Annotated in this window: 18 protein-coding genes; 9 read left to right on the top strand and 9 right to left on the bottom strand. The window is 68.8% G+C overall.

Annotated features, from left to right (window positions below; translation table 11 throughout):
* Both ACXJLU_RS11915 and ACXJLU_RS11920 read right to left on the bottom strand, forming a co-directional pair.
* On the bottom strand, positions 1-1,010 hold a 1,010-nt coding region (locus ACXJLU_RS11915; RefSeq protein ID WP_457331081.1), incomplete at its 3' end, for a DUF6055 domain-containing protein.
* A 181-nt stretch (positions 1,011-1,191) separates the two neighbouring features.
* A complete protein-coding gene (locus ACXJLU_RS11920; protein WP_457331083.1) occupies positions 1,192-3,354 on the bottom strand; it encodes a hypothetical protein in 2,163 nt (720 codons plus the stop codon).
* 365 nt (positions 3,355-3,719) lie between these two features.
* Here ACXJLU_RS11920 and ACXJLU_RS11925 point away from each other — a divergent pair, with 365 nt between their 5' ends.
* Genes ACXJLU_RS11925 through ACXJLU_RS11935 form a run of 3 tightly spaced genes read left to right on the top strand, consistent with a single transcriptional unit; the run spans position 3,720 to position 5,932 of the window.
* On the top strand, positions 3,720-4,925 hold the full coding sequence (locus ACXJLU_RS11925; protein ID WP_200799062.1) for a PQQ-dependent sugar dehydrogenase: 1,206 nt from the start codon (positions 3,720-3,722) through the stop codon (positions 4,923-4,925).
* A 1-nt stretch (position 4,926) separates the two neighbouring features.
* Positions 4,927-5,517 carry a c-type cytochrome gene (locus tag ACXJLU_RS11930; RefSeq protein WP_457331085.1) on the top strand — a complete coding sequence of 197 codons (591 nt, stop codon included), beginning with the start codon at positions 4,927-4,929 and terminating at the stop codon, positions 5,515-5,517.
* Positions 5,518-5,533: 16 nt separating this feature from the next.
* Positions 5,534-5,932, top strand: a complete 399-nt coding sequence (locus ACXJLU_RS11935) for a PPC domain-containing DNA-binding protein (protein WP_457331087.1) — start codon at positions 5,534-5,536, stop codon at positions 5,930-5,932.
* Positions 5,933-5,959: 27 nt separating this feature from the next.
* On the opposite strand, the gene ACXJLU_RS11940 is transcribed toward ACXJLU_RS11935, so the two are convergent.
* Both ACXJLU_RS11940 and ACXJLU_RS11945 read right to left on the bottom strand, forming a co-directional pair.
* Positions 5,960-6,283: a putative quinol monooxygenase gene (locus tag ACXJLU_RS11940; protein WP_457331089.1), complete on the bottom strand. Its 324-nt coding sequence runs from the start codon at positions 6,281-6,283 to the stop codon at positions 5,960-5,962.
* Positions 6,280-6,957, bottom strand: a complete 678-nt coding sequence (locus tag ACXJLU_RS11945) for a type 1 glutamine amidotransferase domain-containing protein (RefSeq protein ID WP_457331091.1) — start codon at positions 6,955-6,957, stop codon at positions 6,280-6,282. The genes ACXJLU_RS11940 and ACXJLU_RS11945 overlap by 4 nt, the downstream gene beginning before the upstream one ends.
* A 125-nt stretch (positions 6,958-7,082) precedes the next feature.
* Between ACXJLU_RS11945 and ACXJLU_RS11950 the strand changes: the two genes are divergently transcribed.
* Positions 7,083-7,991, top strand: coding sequence for a LysR family transcriptional regulator (locus ACXJLU_RS11950; protein WP_457331093.1), 909 nt, complete (start codon positions 7,083-7,085; stop codon positions 7,989-7,991).
* Here ACXJLU_RS11950 and ACXJLU_RS11955 read toward each other — a convergent pair.
* The gene (locus ACXJLU_RS11955; protein ID WP_457331095.1) at positions 7,988-8,872 is read right to left on the bottom strand and encodes a LysR family transcriptional regulator; all 885 of its coding nucleotides are present in this window, start codon (positions 8,870-8,872) and stop codon (positions 7,988-7,990) included. The two genes, ACXJLU_RS11950 and ACXJLU_RS11955, sit on opposite strands and share 4 nt — an antisense overlap.
* A 97-nt stretch (positions 8,873-8,969) precedes the next feature.
* On the opposite strand from ACXJLU_RS11955, the gene argC reads away from it, so the two are divergent.
* The 4 genes from argC to ACXJLU_RS11975 all read left to right on the top strand — a co-directional run bounded on the left by argC (position 8,970) and on the right by ACXJLU_RS11975 (position 12,915).
* On the top strand, positions 8,970-9,953 hold the full coding sequence (gene argC, locus ACXJLU_RS11960) for an N-acetyl-gamma-glutamyl-phosphate reductase (protein WP_457331097.1): 984 nt from the start codon (positions 8,970-8,972) through the stop codon (positions 9,951-9,953).
* The gene (locus tag ACXJLU_RS11965) at positions 9,950-11,176 is read left to right on the top strand and encodes an acetylornithine transaminase (protein WP_457331099.1); all 1,227 of its coding nucleotides are present in this window, start codon (positions 9,950-9,952) and stop codon (positions 11,174-11,176) included. Before argC ends, ACXJLU_RS11965 begins: the two co-directional genes overlap by 4 nt.
* A 64-nt stretch (positions 11,177-11,240) precedes the next feature.
* Positions 11,241-12,077: an alpha/beta fold hydrolase gene (locus ACXJLU_RS11970; protein ID WP_457331101.1), complete on the top strand. Its 837-nt coding sequence runs from the start codon at positions 11,241-11,243 to the stop codon at positions 12,075-12,077.
* Positions 12,078-12,180: 103 nt separating this feature from the next.
* The gene (locus ACXJLU_RS11975) at positions 12,181-12,915 is read left to right on the top strand and encodes an alpha/beta fold hydrolase (RefSeq protein ID WP_457331103.1); all 735 of its coding nucleotides are present in this window, start codon (positions 12,181-12,183) and stop codon (positions 12,913-12,915) included.
* Positions 12,916-12,940: 25 nt separating this feature from the next.
* Here the strand turns inward: ACXJLU_RS11975 and ACXJLU_RS11980 are convergent, their stop codons facing one another.
* Complete coding sequence (locus ACXJLU_RS11980; RefSeq protein ID WP_457331105.1) at positions 12,941-13,873, bottom strand: LysR family transcriptional regulator; 933 nt, start codon at positions 13,871-13,873, stop codon at positions 12,941-12,943.
* 112 nt (positions 13,874-13,985) lie between these two features.
* Here ACXJLU_RS11980 and ACXJLU_RS11985 point away from each other — a divergent pair, with 112 nt between their 5' ends.
* On the top strand, positions 13,986-14,876 hold the full coding sequence (locus ACXJLU_RS11985; RefSeq protein ID WP_457331107.1) for an MBL fold metallo-hydrolase: 891 nt from the start codon (positions 13,986-13,988) through the stop codon (positions 14,874-14,876).
* Positions 14,877-14,911: 35 nt separating this feature from the next.
* Here the strand turns inward: ACXJLU_RS11985 and ACXJLU_RS11990 are convergent, their stop codons facing one another.
* From ACXJLU_RS11990 to kce, 3 genes are all read right to left on the bottom strand, one after another.
* A complete protein-coding gene (locus ACXJLU_RS11990) occupies positions 14,912-16,705 on the bottom strand; it encodes a PEP-CTERM sorting domain-containing protein (RefSeq protein WP_457331109.1) in 1,794 nt (597 codons plus the stop codon).
* 156 nt (positions 16,706-16,861) lie between these two features.
* Complete coding sequence (locus ACXJLU_RS11995; protein ID WP_457331111.1) at positions 16,862-17,761, bottom strand: SDR family NAD(P)-dependent oxidoreductase; 900 nt, start codon at positions 17,759-17,761, stop codon at positions 16,862-16,864.
* Between the two features lie 17 nt (positions 17,762-17,778).
* Positions 17,779-18,720: a 3,5-dioxohexanoate:acetyl-CoA acetone transferase gene (gene kce / locus ACXJLU_RS12000; RefSeq protein ID WP_457331113.1), complete on the bottom strand. Its 942-nt coding sequence runs from the start codon at positions 18,718-18,720 to the stop codon at positions 17,779-17,781.
* Between the last annotated feature and the right edge of the window lie 30 nt (positions 18,721-18,750).

Below are 18,750 nucleotides of genomic sequence, written 5' to 3' on the forward strand. Positions count from 1 at the left end.
TCCGAGCAGTGCGCGTTGCCCTGGTACTCGGGCAGTTGGTGCGGCGTGAAGTTCGCGTGGCTCTCGAAGAGCCAGCCGCAGGTGTTCGACTGGTAGCACTCGAGGCCGCCGTTGTTGCCGGCCCAGGATTGCCAGCCGTGCGTGAACTCGTGCGTCAGGCCCCAGTGGTCCTTCAGCGCGGCCGGCGCGATCCACATGCCCAGGTGCAGGCCACGCGCGTTGTCGACCCAGGCGCCGCCGGTCAGGCCCCAATCGGAGTGGATGTGGATGGCCGGCTTGATCTTGTCCGTCTTGTTGAAGAACGGCTCGGGCATCAACAGGTTCGAGTTGAACAGGTTCTCCCAGACGGTGTTCTCGAGCGTGGTGGCCGCGAGCGTCAGGTCGGCATCGGAGATGGTCTCGTCCGAATAGAACGCGAAGTGGGCCGACTCCTTGACGAGCCTGAAGTTGGCCTGCTCGGGGTTCGGGCCGCCGGCGCGCCAGGTGCCGGGCGTGACGGTGGGCTTCGGGGTGGTGCCGGGCGCGGCCCAGGTGGTCAGCGTGCTGCCCTGGTCGACGGTGGCGGGTGCCGGGGCCGGTGCCGGAGCAGGCGTCGGTGCGGGCGCGGGAGCCGGCGCAGGTGTGGGCGCTGGTGCAGGTGCCGGCGTAGGTGCGGGTGCAGGTGCGGGTGCGGGTGCGGGTGCCGGCGTAGGTGCCGGTGCGGGCGCTGGCGCAGGCGCCGGAGCAGCCACCACCGGCCCGATCGCGCAGGCCTTGCGCTTGCCGACGATCGGGTCGCCGAAGGTCGCGTTGCTGCAGGCGATCGTGCCCGACTTCGGCTTCACGACCCACTTGCCCTGCGCGCCGTACGACACCTGCCGCGGCTTGGAGCCCACGGCACACGTGGCGCGCTCGCTGGCGCAGAACGTGTAGCCGCTCGGCCAGTCGGCCGCGAAGGCCGGTGCGGCCCCCATGCTGCCCACGATCGCCGCAGCGGCTGCGGCGATCCTCATGCGATTCATCTTCTTCATCGTCTTCTCCCTGTGCGTTGGAATGCGTGCCATCTGAAAAGTGGCGCGATTCTGGAAGACGGCGACAAGCCAGTGTTGACCGCGGCGTTCTGGAGATCTGCCCGTCTGTCACCAAACGTCAGCAAAAAAACAAAAAGCCCCCGGCTTGCGCCGGGGGCTCGTTTCGCGGAAGAACGTTGCGTTACGGGAAGGTGGTCACCGTCGGCGTGAACGACGCATTGCAGCCGGTCTGCGAGCCGGTGTTGTTGATCACGTGCACGATGCCGCCGTTGCCGCCCAGGCAGACCGAGATCATGTCGTGGAAGCGCACGCCCGACGTGGTCGGCACCTCGATCGCGCGATCGAGCAGGATGCCGCCGTTCGTGAACACGCTGTAGATGCCCAGGCCCCAGGCTTCATGGCTCGTCACGTTGTTCGACACCTTGTACGAAGCCCAGCCGCGGCCCGTCGTGCTGTTCCAGGCGGATTGGCTCGGCGGGTCGTACGGGATCTCCGACTGGTAGAAGTACACGCGGCCGCCGTTGCCGTTCCACACCACCTGGTGCTGCTGGAAGTGTTCGACGAACAGGCCGTAGATGGTGACGTCGTTGCCGTTCACCCACAGGCCGTTGGCGGACGGGTTGTCGTTCCAGCTGACGCCGTCGCCATGGTCGGCGCGCCACAGCCAGGTGTGGTCGACGATCGTGTTGTTGGCATTGATGCTCAACGCGATGCCGACACGGCCGGCCGCCGCGCCGCCGATGCGGAAGAACAGGTCGTGCAGCGCGGTCGGGTTGGCCGCGTGGCTGGCGCTGGCGCCGCTCGGACCGACTTCCATCAGCACGCCCGATTCGGTACGGCCCGCATCGAGGAACAGGCCCGAGATCGTCAGGCCGTCGACGTCGGCCGTCTTGATCAGCGGTTGCCCGTTGTCAGACCGCAGCGTCGCGAAGCCCAGCCCCAGGATCACGGTGCCGGGGTTGTTCACCTGCAGCGTCYGCGTCAGCACATAGGTGCCGGGCGTGAACAGGATGTGCTTGCCGGCAGCGAGCTGCGCGTTGATGGTGGCCGCGCTGTCGCTCGGCTTCGCGAGGAAGAAGCTGCTGATCGGCAGCGTCGTGCCCGGCGTGGTGGCACCGTTGCTCCAGCTGATGCCGGCGCTGTTGGTGCTCAGGGCAGGCACGCGCACCGCATAGCTGCCGTTGGCGTCGATGAACACATACGGCTTCTCGCGGATGACCGGCGTCTGCGCGATCTTGGTGTAGCGCTGGCCTTGCGTCGGGAAGTTGCCGGCCGGTGCGTTCGGCACGCCGACGAACACCATGTTCCAGTTCGAGCCGCTCCAGCTGCCCCACTGGCTGTTGCGCGAGATCCATTGCTGCTGCGAGGCCGAGTTGACGTTGCCGTCGACCAGCACGTCGGAGAACCAGCCGCCGCTCGACCAGCCGTTGTTCTGGTTCAGCTTGATGTTGCCGCGCACGTGCATGCGGCGGAACGGGATCGCTTGCGAGACGGCCCACTGCATCGTGTTGTTGCCGATGCCCTGGCTCGGCGTGACCGAGAAGTTCTCGGCACCGCGCCAGAAGTTCTGGGTCGCGTTGTCGCCGCCGAGGAAGGCGTTGGAGCGCAGGTCACCGATGACGTGCACCTGGTCCGGGTGGCTTCCGAGGCCCAGCACCTGCGTGTAGAAGCCGACCGGAATGCGCAGGTTGTTGTAGGTGCCCGGCGTCAGCAGGATCGCATCGCGGCGCGGACCGAAGTGGTTCGGCTGCTGCGCGTTGTAGATGCCGTCGATCTGGCTTTGCAGGTTCGGCGTCGACGGGTTGAAGACGTGGACGTTCGGGCCGAAGTCCGGCGTCGTGCCGGTGGGCGGCGGGTTGGTCGGCGGCGGGGTCGTGGTGTCCGACAGAACGAACTGCTCCCAGGCCTGCACCGTGGGACGGTCGGCGACCAGGAAGCCACCGCGGTTCAGGTCGGCGCTGACGTAGAGCCCGGTCGTGGCCGAGCGGATCGCGACCGTGCCGTTGGATTGGGTCTCGAGCGTGAACTGTTCCCAGGCGTTGATGGCCTGGCGGTTGCCGATCAGGCGGTTGGTGTTCGGCGCGCCGAGGCCCTGGTCGGCGGACACGATGTTGCCGCTGATGGTGGCCCGGAACGAGACCGTGCCGTTGCCGTTGCGGATGACCTCGAAGTCTTCCCAGGTGCTGGCGACCGGCGCCGTGGCGTTCAGGAACGAGGTTCCCGTCGCGGTGGCGCTGACGAAGTTGTTGTTGGCGACGGCGCGAAGGGTCGCCGCGTCTGCCGCGGCGCCGAAGGCGCCCAGCATCACGGCCATCGCGACGTACTGTCGGGTACTCCACTGCATGTGTTCTTCTCCTTGAAGGTTTTTAAGCTTCCGCGGTCGCACCGCACCTCGTGGCGAGGCTGCACCCGTGGCAAGTCTTCCCAATCTATGAGCCCGCCCGGCCTTTTCCTGTGTCTCTTTGCAAGACTCGTACTGTCGACGAGCCTGAAAAGTGGAACCGATTCCAGTCGGGCAGGCGATTTGATCATTCCTGGTGGGCGCGCGCCTGAGGGTAAGTCCGGACTCTCGTGTGTATCAGGGTGTTGCCTGGACAGGGCCGCCGTCATCGCTCAAGATGCCCCCCGCGACACCGATCGCCGCAGAGAGCCACAGGCTCGTCGCCACTCGGGCAGCTGGCTTCTCCCACAACCACACAGGAGAGAGACATGCATCAGATCCGTTTGCGTTCATTCGTTGCCGCGCTGCCGCTGCTTTGCGCGGCCGCCGTGGCGCCCGCCCAGGAGGCCGAACCCGGCTGGGCCAAGGGCAGGCCGAAGACCGACACGGCCATGAAGATGGCGCCGGTGGCGGCGTTCCCGATCCCGACCGCGGCCGACCAGCTGCCGACCCGCAAGTTCAAGCTGCCGCCCGGCTTCAAGGTCGAGACCTGGGCGTCGGGCGTGCTCGACGCGCGCGAGATGCGCCAGGGCGCCAAGGGCAACATCTTCGTCAGCACGCTGTTCGTCGGCAACAAGGTCTATGCGCTGCCCGAGAAGGCGGTCGACGGCAAGCGCGAGCCCAAGGTCATCATCGACAAGACCGAACAGGCGACCGGCATCGAGTTCTACAAGGGCTCGCTGTACTTCGCCACCCACAAGAAGATCGTCCGCTACGACAACGTCGAGGACAAGCTCGACAACCTGGGCGAACCGAGCGCCGTGCTGAACGACAAGCTGCCGGGCGGCAGCGACCACAGCTGGAAGTTCCTGCGCGTGCACAACGACAAGCTCTACTACAACATCGGCGCGCCCTGCAACATCTGCGACCCGGGCGAGTACGCGAAGATCTACAGCATGAAGCTCGACGGTTCGGGCATCGAAACCATCGCCTCGGGCGTGCGCAACACGGTCGGCTTCGACTTCGACCCGAAGACCGGCGACCTCTGGTTCACCGACAACGGCCGCGACTGGCTCAGCGAAGAGATTCCGAACGACGAGCTGAACCACGTCACGCAGCCCGGCAAGCAGCACTTCGGCTACCCGTATTGCCACCAGGGCAACATCCCCGACCCCGAATTCGGATGGGGCAAGTCCTGCGACGACTTCGTGAAGCCCGCCGCGCTGCTCGGCCCGCACGCCGGGTCGCTCGGCCTGAAGTTCTACACCGGCAAGATGTTCCCGGCGAAGTACCGCGGTGCGATGTTCATCGCCATCCACGGGCCGTGGAACCGCACGAAGAAGTACAACGGCGTCTATGTGGCGTGGCCGAACGGCAAGGGCGGCGCCAAGGTCGAACCGTTCATGACGGGCTTCGTCGAGGACAACACCTACCTCGGCCGGCCGGTGGATTTCCTCGTGATGAAGGACGGTTCGCTGCTCGTCAGCGACGACCACGCCGGTGCGATCTACCGCATCAGCTATGCCGGCAAGTGACATGGGCTGGCGGCGCCTCGCGGCCGTGGCCATGCTGGCTGTGAGCACAGCCGCTGCGGCTGCCCCAGCCGACTATGCCGAGCGCTTTCGCACCGTCTGCGCCGCCTGCCACGGCGCCAACGGCCGCAGCGACATGGCCGGCGTGCCGGTGCTGGCAGGCCAGCCTTCGCTGTACGTGATCACGCAGCTGTTCCTGTTCCGCGAGGGCCGCCGCAACAACGACGCGATGATCGCGCTGGCCAAGCCGATGAAGGACGCCGACCTGCGAGGCTTCTCCGACTACATCGGCACGCTGCCGCCGGTGCCCGCGCCGGTGCCCGCCACGCCGCCCGATGCGGCGCGCATGAGCCAGGGGCAGGCCCTCGCGCAGCAGCACAAGTGCGTGTTCTGCCACGGCGCCGATCTGGCCGGCGGCCAGGGGGTGGCGCGCATCGGCGGCCAGAAGGAGGAGTACGTGCGCGCGACGCTGCAGGGCTTCAAGTCGGGCGAGCGACCGGGCTACACGCGAGCGATGACCGAGGCGCTGAGCCAGGTGCCGGTGCAGGACCTGGACCTGCTGGCCTACTACGTCGCGAACTTCAGCGGCAAGTAGCTGCGCGAAGCCGGCCGTGCCATTCCTTCCCCTTCGACTCCCACCCGGTGCAGACCTTCGCGCTGCGCTGGAAGAGGCCCTGCACCAGGCCGGCACGGATTCGGCCTTCGTGGTCTGCGGCATCGGCAGCCTGACGGGGGCGAAGCTGCGCTACGCCGGCGAGTCCGCGGAAGCCACGATCCCCGGCCCGCTGGAGATCGTGTCGCTGTCAGGCACCCTGACGCGTTCCGGCCCGCACCTGCACATGTCGGTCTCGGATGCGTCGGGCCGCGTCCACGGCGGGCACGTGGGGCTCGGCAATGGGATCCGGACCACGGCGGAGGTCCTGCTGGCGCTGCTGCCGGAGGGAACGCTGGCCCGCGAGCACGATGCGGCGACGGGGTTCAACGAGTTGGTGGTGCGCCGACGGGTCTAGCCATGCCGCAGACCACCCAGGCCACCATCACCCGGCGCCGCGGGGCCGCAGGATCTCGACCTGCCGCGCGGCCAGCAGCGGCAGGATGCGATCGACGACCACCGCCCGGTAATGCGGCGATTGCCGATGCGCCTCGAGCGCGGCGTCATCGCGGTAGTGCTCGAGCAGCAGCAGGCTCCCGGGCCCGTGGACGGCCTCGAACACCTCGTAGCCCAGGCAACCCGGCTCGGCCAGCGAGGCTTCGCGCAGCTCGGCGACGTGGCGGAGCACTTCATTGAGCGTGTCATTGAGAACATCGCCGCGCACCTGCCAGCGAGCCACCACCACGACCGGTGCAGCCACGCCCGTCATGCCCGCTTCCCCAGCGCTTCGACGATCGCCTCGCCGACCAGGTGGCCCGATGCCGGGTTCTGGCCGGTGATCAAGCGCCCGTCGACCACCCGCTTGGGTTGCCAGGCATCCGCCGATTCGTACAGCGCGCCTTCTTCGCGCAGTGCGGTCTCCAGATCGAACGGTACGTCGCTGCGGGCGTAGCCGTCTTCCTCCGCCTTCGAGAAGCCGGCGACCTTGCGGCCGCGCAGCAGCGGCGTGCCGTCTGCCAGCGTGACGCCGAGCAGCGCCGACGGACCATGGCACACCGCGGCGACGACCTTGCCGCCGTCCCAGGCGCGCCGGACGACGCTCTGCACCTCCGGATTGCGCGTGATGTCGACCATCGGGCCCAGCCCGCCGGGGAAGAAGACCGCGTCGTAGTCCAGCACGTCGACCTCGGACAGCTTGCGGCTGTGCGCCAGGCGGCGGTACGACTCGCTCGCGAGAAAACCGGCCTGCACGCGATCGCTGCCGTCGAAGCCATCCTCCGGCGGCTTGCCACCGGCCGGCGACGCGTATTCGACCGCGATGCCGGCCTGGTCGAGCACGTCGAACGGGTGGGCGATCTCCGGGAAGAAGAATCCGGTGGGGCGACGGTTCGGGCCGATCACCGCTGCATTTGTCACAACAAACAGGACATGCTTGACGCTCATGACACTCTCCTTGGGGTTCGAATCACCCGGCGACTCCGGGTGAAACGAAGATTAGGGTGGCAGGCGCCCGGCCGGTAGAGGCGCCAATGTTGACGTATTGTCTCGTCCGGTTTGACAATCAAGGCATGAGCAACGCCCCGCCCCAGATCCTCGACGAGCTGCGCGCGATGGCGGTCTTCGCCACCGTCGTGCGCAGCGGCAGCTTCGCGGCCGGCGCGCGGGCGCTGGGCCTGACCCGTGCGGTGGTGAGCCACCACGTTGGCGCGCTGGAGGCCAGGCTCGGCGTGCCGCTGGCACAGCGCAGCACGCGCAGCTTCAGCCTGACGCCGGCCGGCGAGGCCTTCCGCGTGCACTGCGAGCGCCTGCTCGACGAGGCGCAAGACGGCATCCGCGGCATGGAGCTGCTGCGCGCCGAGCCGCGCGGCGAAGTGCGCATCACCTGCTCGCACCACTTCGGCAACAAGCGCATCCTGCCCGGGCTGCTGGCGTTCCGCAGGCGCTATCCGGCGATCCGCCTGCACGTCGCGATGAACGATGCCAACGTCGACCTGGTGCAGCACGGCATCGAACTGGCCGTGCGCGCCGGGCCGCTGGCGGATTCGGAGCTTGTCGCGCGCCGCCTGGTGAGCGAGCCGACGATGCTGTGCGCTTCGCCCGCCTACCTGCGCCGGCACCGCGCGCCGGCGACGGTGGCCGAGCTGGCGCAGCAGCGCTGGGTGGTCTATCCGCCGAAGCAGCGGTCGATGACGGTGACCCGCGACGGCCAGGCCACCGAGATCGCGGTGCAGGGCGACATCGTCACCGACAGCGCCGCGTCACGGCTCGCCTTCGTGCTGGCCGGCGAGGGCATCGCACGCCTGCCGGCCTACGACGCCGCGGCGCCGCTCGCCTCGGGCGAGCTGGTGCGCGTGCTGCCCGAGGTGGAGACCGCACCGCTCGAGATCTACCTGGTGCACGGCAAGCGCATCGGCCCGAGCGCGCGGCTGCTGCGGGATTTCTTGCTCGCGGGCACGGACCTGCCGACAGTTCCCTAGCGCTGCCGGATCGCCGCCAGCGCCTCGAGCATGTGCCGCGTGGCAGGCTCGGGCTTGCCGGCCCGGTGCGCCAGGCCCAGCGGGCGCCACAGACGCGGCGTGAGCGGCGCGATCGCGATGCGCTCGTCCAGCGCGGCGGCGCCCTCCTCGCGCGGCAACAGCGCCGCGCCATAGCCCGCTGCCACCAGGCTCTTGATGGCGTCGTTGTAATTCAACTCGATGCGCGCCTGCGGTTGCTCGCCGGCGGCGGCGAACCAGTCCATCGTCATGCGGTGCAGGCGGGTGGTGGCGTCGTTGAGGATCAGCGGGCGGGCGGCGAGCCACACCGGCGTGATCGCGCGCGGCAGCGTCCAGCTGCGCGGCACGAAGGCCATCACCGGGTCGCGGCGCCACGGCACGATCTGCAGCCCGTTGACGGTGGCCTGCGGCAGCGCCACCAGGCCGATGTCGAGCGTGCCGTCCTGCAGGCGCGACAAGGCCTCTTGCGAGGTGAGCACCGCGACCTGCACGTCGATGCCGGGGTGGTCGCGGCCCATCGTCTCCAGCGCCTGCGGCAGCAGCCAGGCCAGCGCCCCGGTCGACGCACCCAGCCGCACCCGGCCGGCACGGCCTTCGACCTGGCGGGCCACGTCATCGAGCGCCGCATCCACGTCGACCAGCAGGCGCCGCGCACGCTCGATCAGCCCCGCGCCGATGCCGGTGGCCACCACCCGCTGGCGCTGGCGCAGCAGCAGCGGCGCGCCGAGGCGCGACTCGAGTTCGGCCACATGCAGGCTGACGGTCGGCGCGGCCAGGTGCAAGGCGCGCGCCGCGGCCGCGAACGAGCCGAGCTCGGCGATCGTCACCAGGGTTCGCAGCTGGTCGAGCTTCAGTTCTCTCATGGTCCTTCAGGTTTCATGAACTTCATGTTCATGACATTCAACTTTACCAATCTCCAGCGCCGCCGCAAGCTCCACTCCTCACCACAGGAGCACCTTCATGAGCGCGAGCGTTTTCATCGACGGCGACCAAGGCACCACCGGCCTGCAGATCCTGGCGCGGCTGGCCGGGCGACGCGACATCGCGCTCGTCACGCTGCCCGACGCACGGCGCAAGGACGCCGCCGCGCGTGCAGCGGCCATCAACGACTGCGACGTGGCCGTGCTGTGCCTGCCCGACGAGGCCGCGCGCCAGGCGGTGGCCAGCATCCGCAATCCGCGTGTGCGCGTCATCGATGCGTCGTCGGCGCACCGCACCGATGCGCAGTGGGTCTACGGCTTCCCCGAGATGTCGCCGCAACAAGCCGGCCGCATTGCCGAGGCGCAGCGCGTCAGCAACCCGGGCTGCTACCCGACCGGCGCCATCGCGCTGCTGCGCCCGCTGGTCGATGCCGGTGTGCTGCGGGCCGATGCACCGCTGAGCATCCACGCCGTCTCCGGCTACTCCGGTCGCGGACGCGAAGGCATCGAGGCCCACGAAGGCCCGGGCGCCGCGACCGCCCTGCCCTTCCAGACCTATGGCCTCGGGCTACAGCACAAGCACGTGCCCGAGATCCAGCAGCATGCGGGCTTGCAGGGCCAGCCGTTCTTCGTGCCCTCGTATGGCGCGTTCCGGCAAGGCATCGCGCTGACCATCCCGCTGCACACCTCGATGCTGCAGCGGCCGGTGACGGCGCAGGCGGTGCGCGAGTTGCTGGCACAGCGCTATCGCGACCACCACCACGTGCAGGTGCTGGACGCCAGCCGCACGCAGGCGATGACCGGGCTGGACCCGCAAGCCCTCAATGGCAGCAACGACCTGCAACTGGCGGTGTTCGGCAACGACGCCCACGGCCAGCTGCTGCTCAGCGCCGTCTTCGACAACCTCGGCAAGGGCGCGTCGGGCGCCGCGGTGCAGAACCTGGCGCTGATGCTGGGCCTGGCCGATGCGTCGGCCATCGACGCCGAGCCCCTCGCCGTTCAACCGCTGGAGCAAGCCGCATGAAACGCGACGCACCGCCATCCGCCATCGCTTCGCTGATGGACATCACCGCCCGCCCCGCGCAGTTGTTCCTGCGCGGCGAAGGCAGCTGGCTGTGGGACGACCGCGGCCGTCGCTACCTCGACTTCGTGCAAGGCTGGGCCGTCAACACGCTCGGCCATGCGCCGGCCTGCATCCGCGACGCGCTGGCGCGGCAATCGGCGTTGCTGCTGACGCCGAGCCCGGCCTTCCACAACCAGCCCGCGAGCGCGCTGGCCGAGCTGCTGTGCCGGCACAGCGACTTCGACCAGGTGTTCTTCACCAATGGCGGCGCCGAGGCCAATGAAGGCGCCATCAAGCTGGCGCGCAAGTGGGGGCAGCTGCACAAGGGCGGCGCGCACGAGATCATCACCTTCCGCGATGCCTTCCATGGCCGCACGCTGGCCACGATGTCGGCGTCGGGCAAGCCGGGCTGGGACCGGATCTTCGCGCCGCAGGTGCCGGGGTTTCCGAAGGCGCTGCTGAACGACCTGGGGTCGGTGCAGGCGCTGATCGGGCCGGACACCGTGGCCATCCTGCTCGAGCCGGTGCAGGGCGAGAGCGGCGTCAACGCGGCCACGCCCGCCTTCCTGCAGGGCCTGCGCGCGCTGTGCGACCAGCACGGGCTGCTGCTGATCTTCGACGAGGTGCAGACCGGCATCGGCCGGCTCGGCACGCTGTTCGGCTACCAGCACTTCGGCGTCGTGCCGGACATCATCACGCTGGCCAAGGGCCTGGGCGGCGGCGTGCCGATCGGTGCGCTGCTGGCCCGTCAACATGCCTGCGTGTTCGTCCACGGCGACCAGGGCGGCACCTTCAACGGCAATCCGCTGATGTGCGCGGTCGGCCTGGCCGTCATGCAGGCGGTGCTGGCAGACGGCTTCCTGGCCGAGGTGCGCGCCACCGGCGAGCACCTGGGCGCGCGGCTGCAGGCGCTGTCCGCGCAGCTCGGGCTGGGCGAGGCGCGCGGCATCGGGCTGTTGCGCGCGCTGGACCTCGGCCGGCCCGTCGCCGCGGAGGTGGTGGCCCATGCCCGCGAGCGCTTGATGCTCGGCGGGGCGGCCGGCAACACCGGACTGCTGCTCAATGCGCCGCGGCCCTCGGTGCTGCGCTTCATGCCGTCGCTCACGGTCACGCGGGCCGAGGTCGACCTGATGATCGACGGGCTGGCGATCAGCCTCGAAGCCGTCGCTCTCAGACCGCTGTGAGCGGGTAGCCCGCCGCCCCTGGGCATGCGAATTGCCCCAAGCCATCGAACAGCCGAAGGAGATGATGGACACGATCAAGGTGCCGGGCCACGGCGTCGAGATAGCGTTGCAAGCGGCCGGTGTCGCAAGCCGCCCGGCGCTGTTGTTGCTGCACGGGTGGCCCCACTCGCACGCACTGTACGAGCCGGTGATCGGCGACCTGGCCGAGCGCTTCTTCGTGCTGGTGCCCGACCTGCCGGAGATCGGTGAATCGCGCGGTGCGCCGAAGTCGGCCGAGAAGACGGTGCTCGCCGACGTGCTGCTCGCGGCTGCCGAGCAGGCAGGTGCGCGCGACATCATCGTCGCCGGCATCGACGTCGGCGGCATGATCGCCTTTGCCGCCGCGCGCGATCACGGTGCGCGCATCCGGGGCGCGGTCGTCGCCAACACCGTCGTCCCCGGCCTCGATCCGTGGGAGAAGCTGCTGGCCGATCCGCGCATCTGGCACTTCGCGTTTCATGCGATTCCCGACCTGCCCGAGACGACGGTGCAAGGTCGTCAGCGGCCCTACTTCGACTACTTCTCCAACGCGCTGGCCGGCAACGCCGACGCGGTGACCGACGCGTATCGCGAGCGCTTCGCCGCCGCCTATGCGCGGCCCGAAGCGCTGAAGGCCGGCTTCGACTGGTACCGCGCACTCGCCGTCGACGCGAAGCACAACGCACGCCCGAAGGCCATCGAGACGCCGCTGCTGTACCTGCGCGGAGACGCCGACGGCCGCTCGCCCGACGACTACCTGCCCGGCTTGCGCCAGGCCGGCGTGCGCGAGCTCACGGCCGCGGTGCTGGCGGGCAGCGGCGAGTTCGCGCCGCTCGAGGCGCCCCGTGCCTTCGTCGAGGCGCTGATGCGCTTCGCGCCGTGAATGCCAGCTTGAAGCCCTTCCCGGAGCCGCCATCGTGAAAGCCCGACCGGTGTCGCCGACACTGCGCTCCATCCGAGGACCGCAGGGGTCGCTCGCTGCGTGCATGCACCAGGCCGACCCGGTTGCCGGGACGCGTTCCCGCCAACTTCCTCTCGTTCTTCTGCATGCCGATGCCGGCCGCGCATCGCAGTGGGATGCGCTGATCGCCGTGCTGCCGCGCGATCGCACGATCGCCGCCTTCGATTTCCGCGGACACGGCGATTCGGCACCCGCAGCCGACGCCGACTACAGCTTCAGCGGACGCGCGGCCGATGTCGGCGCGGTGATGAACGAACTCGGGTTCGAGAAGGCGGTGCTCGTGGCCCACAGCGGCGGCTCGGCCGTGGCACTCGCCTATGCGGAACAGGCACCCGCCCGCGTGGCGGCGCTGATGCTGGTCGATCCACCCGCCGACCCGCGCGCAATCCCACCCAACGTGCGCGAGCAGTTCGTGCGTGACGCCGCCGGCGACAAGGGACTCGAGGCCACGCAGGCGTTCTACGCCAGCATCGCGGGCAACAACCCCGAGGTGCGCACGCGCGTGCTCGCGGATGTGGCTGTGACGAACGCCGCTGCGATTGCCGGCGTCTCCGCGGCATTGGCAGCGTGGAATCCCGAGCCGGCGCTTGACGCCTTTGCGGGTCCGAGCTTCGTGCTGGCGTCTCCCGGCACCGATGCCCAACGTGCGTTGTACAAGCTTCGTCCGCGCATCCCGCATCGCGTGGTGGCGGGTGTGGGGCACTGGATTGCGATCGAGCGGCCCGACGAGGTGGCGACAGCCTTGACGGGCTTTTGCTGAACCGGCGGCAGCGCCGCGACAGCGGTCAGTCGGCCTGCGGCGCGTGCGCCCGGAGCGCCAGGTCCCACGGCGCCTGCTCCCCGGCAAAGCGCGCAACGAGGAAGTCCACCAGCATGCGCAGCGCCAGCGGTTGATGCTGGCGCGAAAGATAGATGGCGTGGATGCCCAGCACGTCCGGTTCATGGTCGGGCAGCAGCTGCACCAGGCGCCCGGTGCGCAGGTCATCGCCGAGGTAGTAGGTCGGCAGCATGCCGATGCCGGCACCGGACAGCACCGCGCGCCGCAGCACCGCCGTCTCGTTGGTGTGGAAGCTCCAGTCGACCTCCACCGTGATCGTCTCGCCGCCGCGCGTGAACCCGTATTGCCTGCCGATGCCGAAGGCATGGGCCACGCAGCGGTGCCGGTGCAGATCTTCGGCTGCGCGCGGCACGCCGTGCCGCTGCAGATAGTCGGGTGAAGCGCACAGCATCGACCGGCAGCGCGCCAGCGGCCGGGCAATCACCGCCGCGTCCAGGCTGTTGGTGATGCGCACCGCCAGGTCGACCCGCTCCGCGACCAGGTCGGTGGCCTTGTCGCCCACCGACAGCATTACTTCCACCTGCGGGTGCCGGCGTTGGAAATCGACCAGCGCGGCCGTGAGCTGGGCTTCGGCAAAGGAGCCGGCGGTGGTGACGCGCAGCAGGCCCGCCGGCTCAAGGCTGCGCTCGGCGGCAAGCTGCCGCACTTCGTCCGCGATGCCCAGCAACTGCCGGCACGAGGGCAGCGCGGCCACGCCGGCATCCGTGAGGCTGACGCGCCGCGTGGTCCGGTGCAGCAAGCGCGCGCCCAGCCAGTCCTCCACCGTGGCGAGATAGCGGCTGACCATCGCGGCCGACATCTCCAGGTGCTCCGCGGCCTGGGTGAGGCTGCTGCGATCAGCGACCTCGACGAACACCTGCACAGCCTTCAGACGGTCCATTTCATCGATCCATGCAATAACGATTCAACTCTACCAACGCTTATCAACCGTGACGATGCAAATAGAGTCGACGTCGTGGCAAGCCATGCCATCCCAACCCACGGAGATCCTCATGATCCAACTCAGCACCCTCGCCCGCGTCCTCCTCCCTGCCTTGGCGCTGGGCGTCGTCGCGGCCACCCCTGCCGGCGCGCAGACACCGCCCCCGCTGACCGTGAAGGTCTACAACGCGGACGGCAACAGCTTCAACGTCAATGCCGTCGTGATCAGCGGCAAGACAGAGGCCATCGTCATCGACAGCGGCTTCACCCGTGCCGATGCGCTGCGCGTGGCGGCCAATGTGCTCGACAGCGGCAAGTCGCTGCGGACCATCTTCATCAGCAACGCCGACCCCGATTACTACTTCGGCGCCGAAGTGCTCAAGGGCTATTTCCCGCAAGCCCAGGTGCTGACCACGCCGGCGGTGCGCGAGAAGATCCAGGCCAAGCTGGCCGGCAAGCTGGCGTTCTGGTCGCCCAAGATGGGCCTCAATGCACCGCAGAAGCCGATCGTTCCGGAGCTGCTGCAGGGCACGAGGCTGAGCGTCGATGGGGAGACGATCGAGGTGCGCGGCACCACCGGTGAGCTGGCTCACCGTCCCTACGTGTGGATCCCGTCGATCAAGACAGTCGCCGGCAACATCGCGATCTTCGGCAACCTGCATGTGTGGACCGCCGACACGCAGAAGGCCAGCGAACGCAAGGCCTGGTTCGCCCAGCTCGACGAGATCGAGGCACTCAAGCCTGCCACCGTGGTGCCCGGGCACATGGCCGCCGGCACGCCCCTCGACGCCAGCACCATCCGCTACACCCGCGACTACCTGCAGCGCTTCGACCTGGAAGCCGCCAAGGCCAAGACCGCTTCGGAGCTGATCGACGCGATGAAGAAGGCCTACCCGCAGGCCGGCCTGGGCATCGCGCTCGACATCGGCGCCAAGGTCAACAAGGGCGAGATGCAGTGGTGAGTTGCCTGCAGGACTCGTTCAGGCGGTGGCGGTCTTCAAGCTGCCGTCGAACGGCCAGGAGCCGGTCCCGGTCCTTCTGACACCGGCCTGCCGCGCCAGAACAGCACGGCCAGCCCGAGCAGCATCGCCAGCCAGGTGCTCGGCTCGGGAATGGGCGCCTGGACCAGCGAGCTCAGGAACAAGACCTCGAAGCTGCCGAACATCGACTGGTCGGACCGGTTGAAGATCGTCAGCGACAGGTGCCCTTGCGGATCGGCGCTGTAGGCGAAATCGTCCGGCCCCGGCTCGCGGCCCAGCAAGGGCGCAGTGAAGTCTCTCGGGTCCTGGTTCAGGATGTTCGCGACGATGCTGATGCCGTTGCCCCAGCCCCAGCTGGCGTCGTCGCGGAACGAGAACCAGGCGGTGTTGGCGACCGTGTCCTGTGGCTTCGGTGTCGTGCTGAACCGTGGCACCAGCGCAAGCGGCATCGGCGGATTGAACGCCAGCAACCCGGACAGCGTGATCGAGCTGTTCGGGTCGAGCGTGAAGGCTCGTCGCCAGCTGAGATAGGTCTCGGCGGTGTCCTCGGGTTTCTGGCGCGAGATCTCGGCCCGCAGGTGCCCGGGCTCGACTGCCAGGCGGGCCGATGGGGCATCGGCGGCCACCGGGTCCACGCTGCGGCTGAAGTTGCCGAAGGGCTGGGTGCCGACGGCGCTGTCGGCGAGCCTTCCCGACCCGAAAGAAGTCGAGCGATAAGAGCCCGTCTGGTCGGGCCGGTGGTAGCTCGTGGTCTCGGATGCAAAGAAGCTGTTGGGCGTGATCCAGTGGCCCACGGTGCCGGCCGGAGAACTGCTGTCGGTGGACAAGCCGGTGATCGGGTCGAGCTGGAAGTCGACGCTGATGCTCTCGGCGTGGGCCGCGCCGGCCAGCCCGGCGGCGGCGAGCGCGGTGGTGAGCCACTTGCGGATCTTCATGCGGCGCGAGCCCAGCGCGCCCAGGCCCAGCAGCATCGTCAACCAGGCGGCCGGCTCGGGAACGGCCGGAATGTAGGGTGCGCTGGCGAACACCCCGATGGACAGGTTGGTGAACATCAGCTCGTCGGAATGATTGAAGAGGGTCAGCGACACGTGCCCCTCTTCGTCGTTGCTGTACGCGAAGTCGTCCACCGATCCCAGGCGACCCAGCGACGGGGAGCCGGCAGGCAGCCGCGGGTCGAAGTTCATGATGCGTGCGACGACGCTGATGCCGTTGCGCCACCCCTGGCCATCGTCGGCGACGCTGTGGAACCCGAGCACGCCGCGGTTCGCGTACTGCGCGTTCAGGTTGGGCGAGGCCTCGAAGGTGGTCTGCGTGGGCCACAACCGGTCGGCACCAAGGGTCGCAGTGCCCGAGAAGGTGATGGAGGTGTTGGGAAGCAGCGAGAACGTGCGGTCCCAATTGACACCTGCGGCGGCGTCGTCCCACCGTTGCGGGCGCGTCGCATCGGCTTGCAGGCGACCCGCTTCGAGCAGCGAGTGGGCCGAAGGCAGATCGGCGCCCGAAGCCGGCAGCACGCTCTCGCGCCGCGGGCCGAAGGGCTCGCCGTTTCTCGGCCCGGCCGGCAGACCGTCCGAGGTGAAGGACTCCTCGTTCCAGGACCTGCTGCCGTCAGCTGACGTGTACTGGACGCTCGCGTAGCCGGAGAAGGCATTCGGGGTGAGCCACGCGCCGACGGTGTCCGGGCCCACGCTCCCGCTGCTCGACAGGCCGACGATCGGATCGAGCCGGAAATCGACCGAGGACTGTTCGGCCTGCACGCTGGTGGCCATGGCGGCCGACATCAGCAGAGCGAACATGGTGCTTGTCTTCATCGCCTCTCCCGGTTGTCAATGCATGCCGGATTGAAGGCGATAAGACAGGCAAGGCGCAAGGCGTGGCCCTGGTGGCATCCCCGGGAAAACCTACCGCTGCGCAGGCTTGGTGCCGCGCAGCGGCCACGTCAGAAATGCCAGTGCCGCATCGGCCGCCTAGACGGCCAGGGCCATCGCCTCGGCCTTCGCCAGTTCCAGCTGGTACTGCTCCCAGCCCGACGCCGGAACAACCTCGTCGGCACGCGCCGTGACTTCATCGAGCCGCGCGCACAGCCGCTCGGCCACGTCGGCCGCATCGCCCAGGTGCAGGCCTTGCGTCATCGTGATGTTGGCGCTCTCGAAGCTGCCCGCGCCGGCCAGCAGGATCATGCGCGACGGTGCCTCGTCGCCCACCAGCGCAAGCAGCGCCGGGCTGACGCGCTCGGCGGTCAGCCGGGCCAGTGCCTCGGGCGGCAGCACGCCTTCGGTCATTGCCGTCGCGGCAGTAGGCGCCAGGCAGTTCACATGCACGCCGTACTTCGCGCCTTCGAGCGCCAGCGTTTGCATCAGCCCGACCAGCGCCATCTTCGCCGCGCCGTAGTTCGATTGGCCGAAGTTGCCGTACAGGCCGCTGGACGAGGTCGTCATCACGATGCGGCCGTGGCGCTGCGCCTGCATCTGCGCCCACACCGCCTTGGTGGCGTTGACGGCGCCCATCACATGCACGTCGAGCACGAGCTTGAAATCGTCGAGCGTCATCTTCGCGAAGCTCTTGTCGCGCAGGATGCCGGCGTTGTTCACCAGGATGTCGATGCGCCCCCAGCGGGCCACGGCGGCGTCGGCCATCGCCTGCATGTCGGCCGGCACCGTCACGTCGCCCAGCTGCACCAGCGCCTCGCCGCCGCGCTGGTGGATCTCATCGGCCACCGCGCGCGCCGCGGCGCCGTCGTCGCGTCCCGCCAGATCATTGACGACCACCCGCGCGCCGTGGCGCGCCAGCTCCAATGCATGCGCGCGCCCGAGCCCTCCGCCCGCGCCGGTCACGATCGCCACCTTGTCTTGCAAACGCTTCTTCATGCTGCCCTTCATGTGAATCAGATCGAGACGGCGTCGCGGCCCTTGAGCGCCAGCATCGCGCGCACCTCGGCCGGGGTCGCGATGTCGAGCGACAGCTCTTCGAGGATGCGGCGGATCTTGCGCACCTGCTCGGCGCAGGAGCGCGCCAGGCGGCCCCGCTCCAGGTAGAGGCTGTCTTCCAGGCCGACACGCACGTTGCCACCCATCACCGCGGCCATCGTCAGCAAGGGCATCTGGTGGCGGCCCGCGCCCAGCACCGAGAAGCGGTAGTTCTTGCGGCCGAACAGGCGGTCGGCGGTCGAGCGCATCGTGAACAGGTTCTCCGGGTCGGCCCCCACGCCGCCGAGGATGCCGAAGATGCTCTGGATGAACAGCGGCCCCTCGACCAGGCCTTCGTCGACGAAGTGGGCCAGCGTGTAGAGGTGGCCCACGTCGTAGCACTCGAATTCGAAGCGCGTGCCGCAGCCCTTGCCCAGCACATCGAGGATGTGCTTGATGTCGGCGAAGGTGTTGCGGAAGATCAGGTCTTCCATGCCCTCGACGTGGGGCTTCTCCCAGTCGTAGCGCCACTCGCTGTACTTGCGCGCCATCGGGTGGATCGAGAAGTTCATCGAGCCCATGTTCAGCGAGCACATCTCGGGCTGCGCCTGCAGCGGGTAGGCCAGGCGCTCGTCCAGCGTCATGCGCGTGCTGCCGCCGGTGGTGATGTTGATCACCGCATCGGTCGCCGCCTTGATGCGCGGCACGAACTGGTCGAACACCTTCGGGTCCGGCGTCGGCCGGCCATCGACCGGATCGCGGGCATGCAGGTGCAGGATGGCCGCACCGGCCTCGGCCGCCTCGATGGCCTGTTCGGCAATCTGGTCCGGCGTCAGCGCCAGATGCGGCGACATCGTCGGCGTGTGGACCGAGCCGGTCACGGCGCAGCTGATGATGACCTTGTCAGGGAATGAGGCCATGGGCGCTCCGGAAGTGGAAGAGGTACGTGG

It is taken from the genome of Rhizobacter sp. P5_C2 (assembly GCF_054049715.1).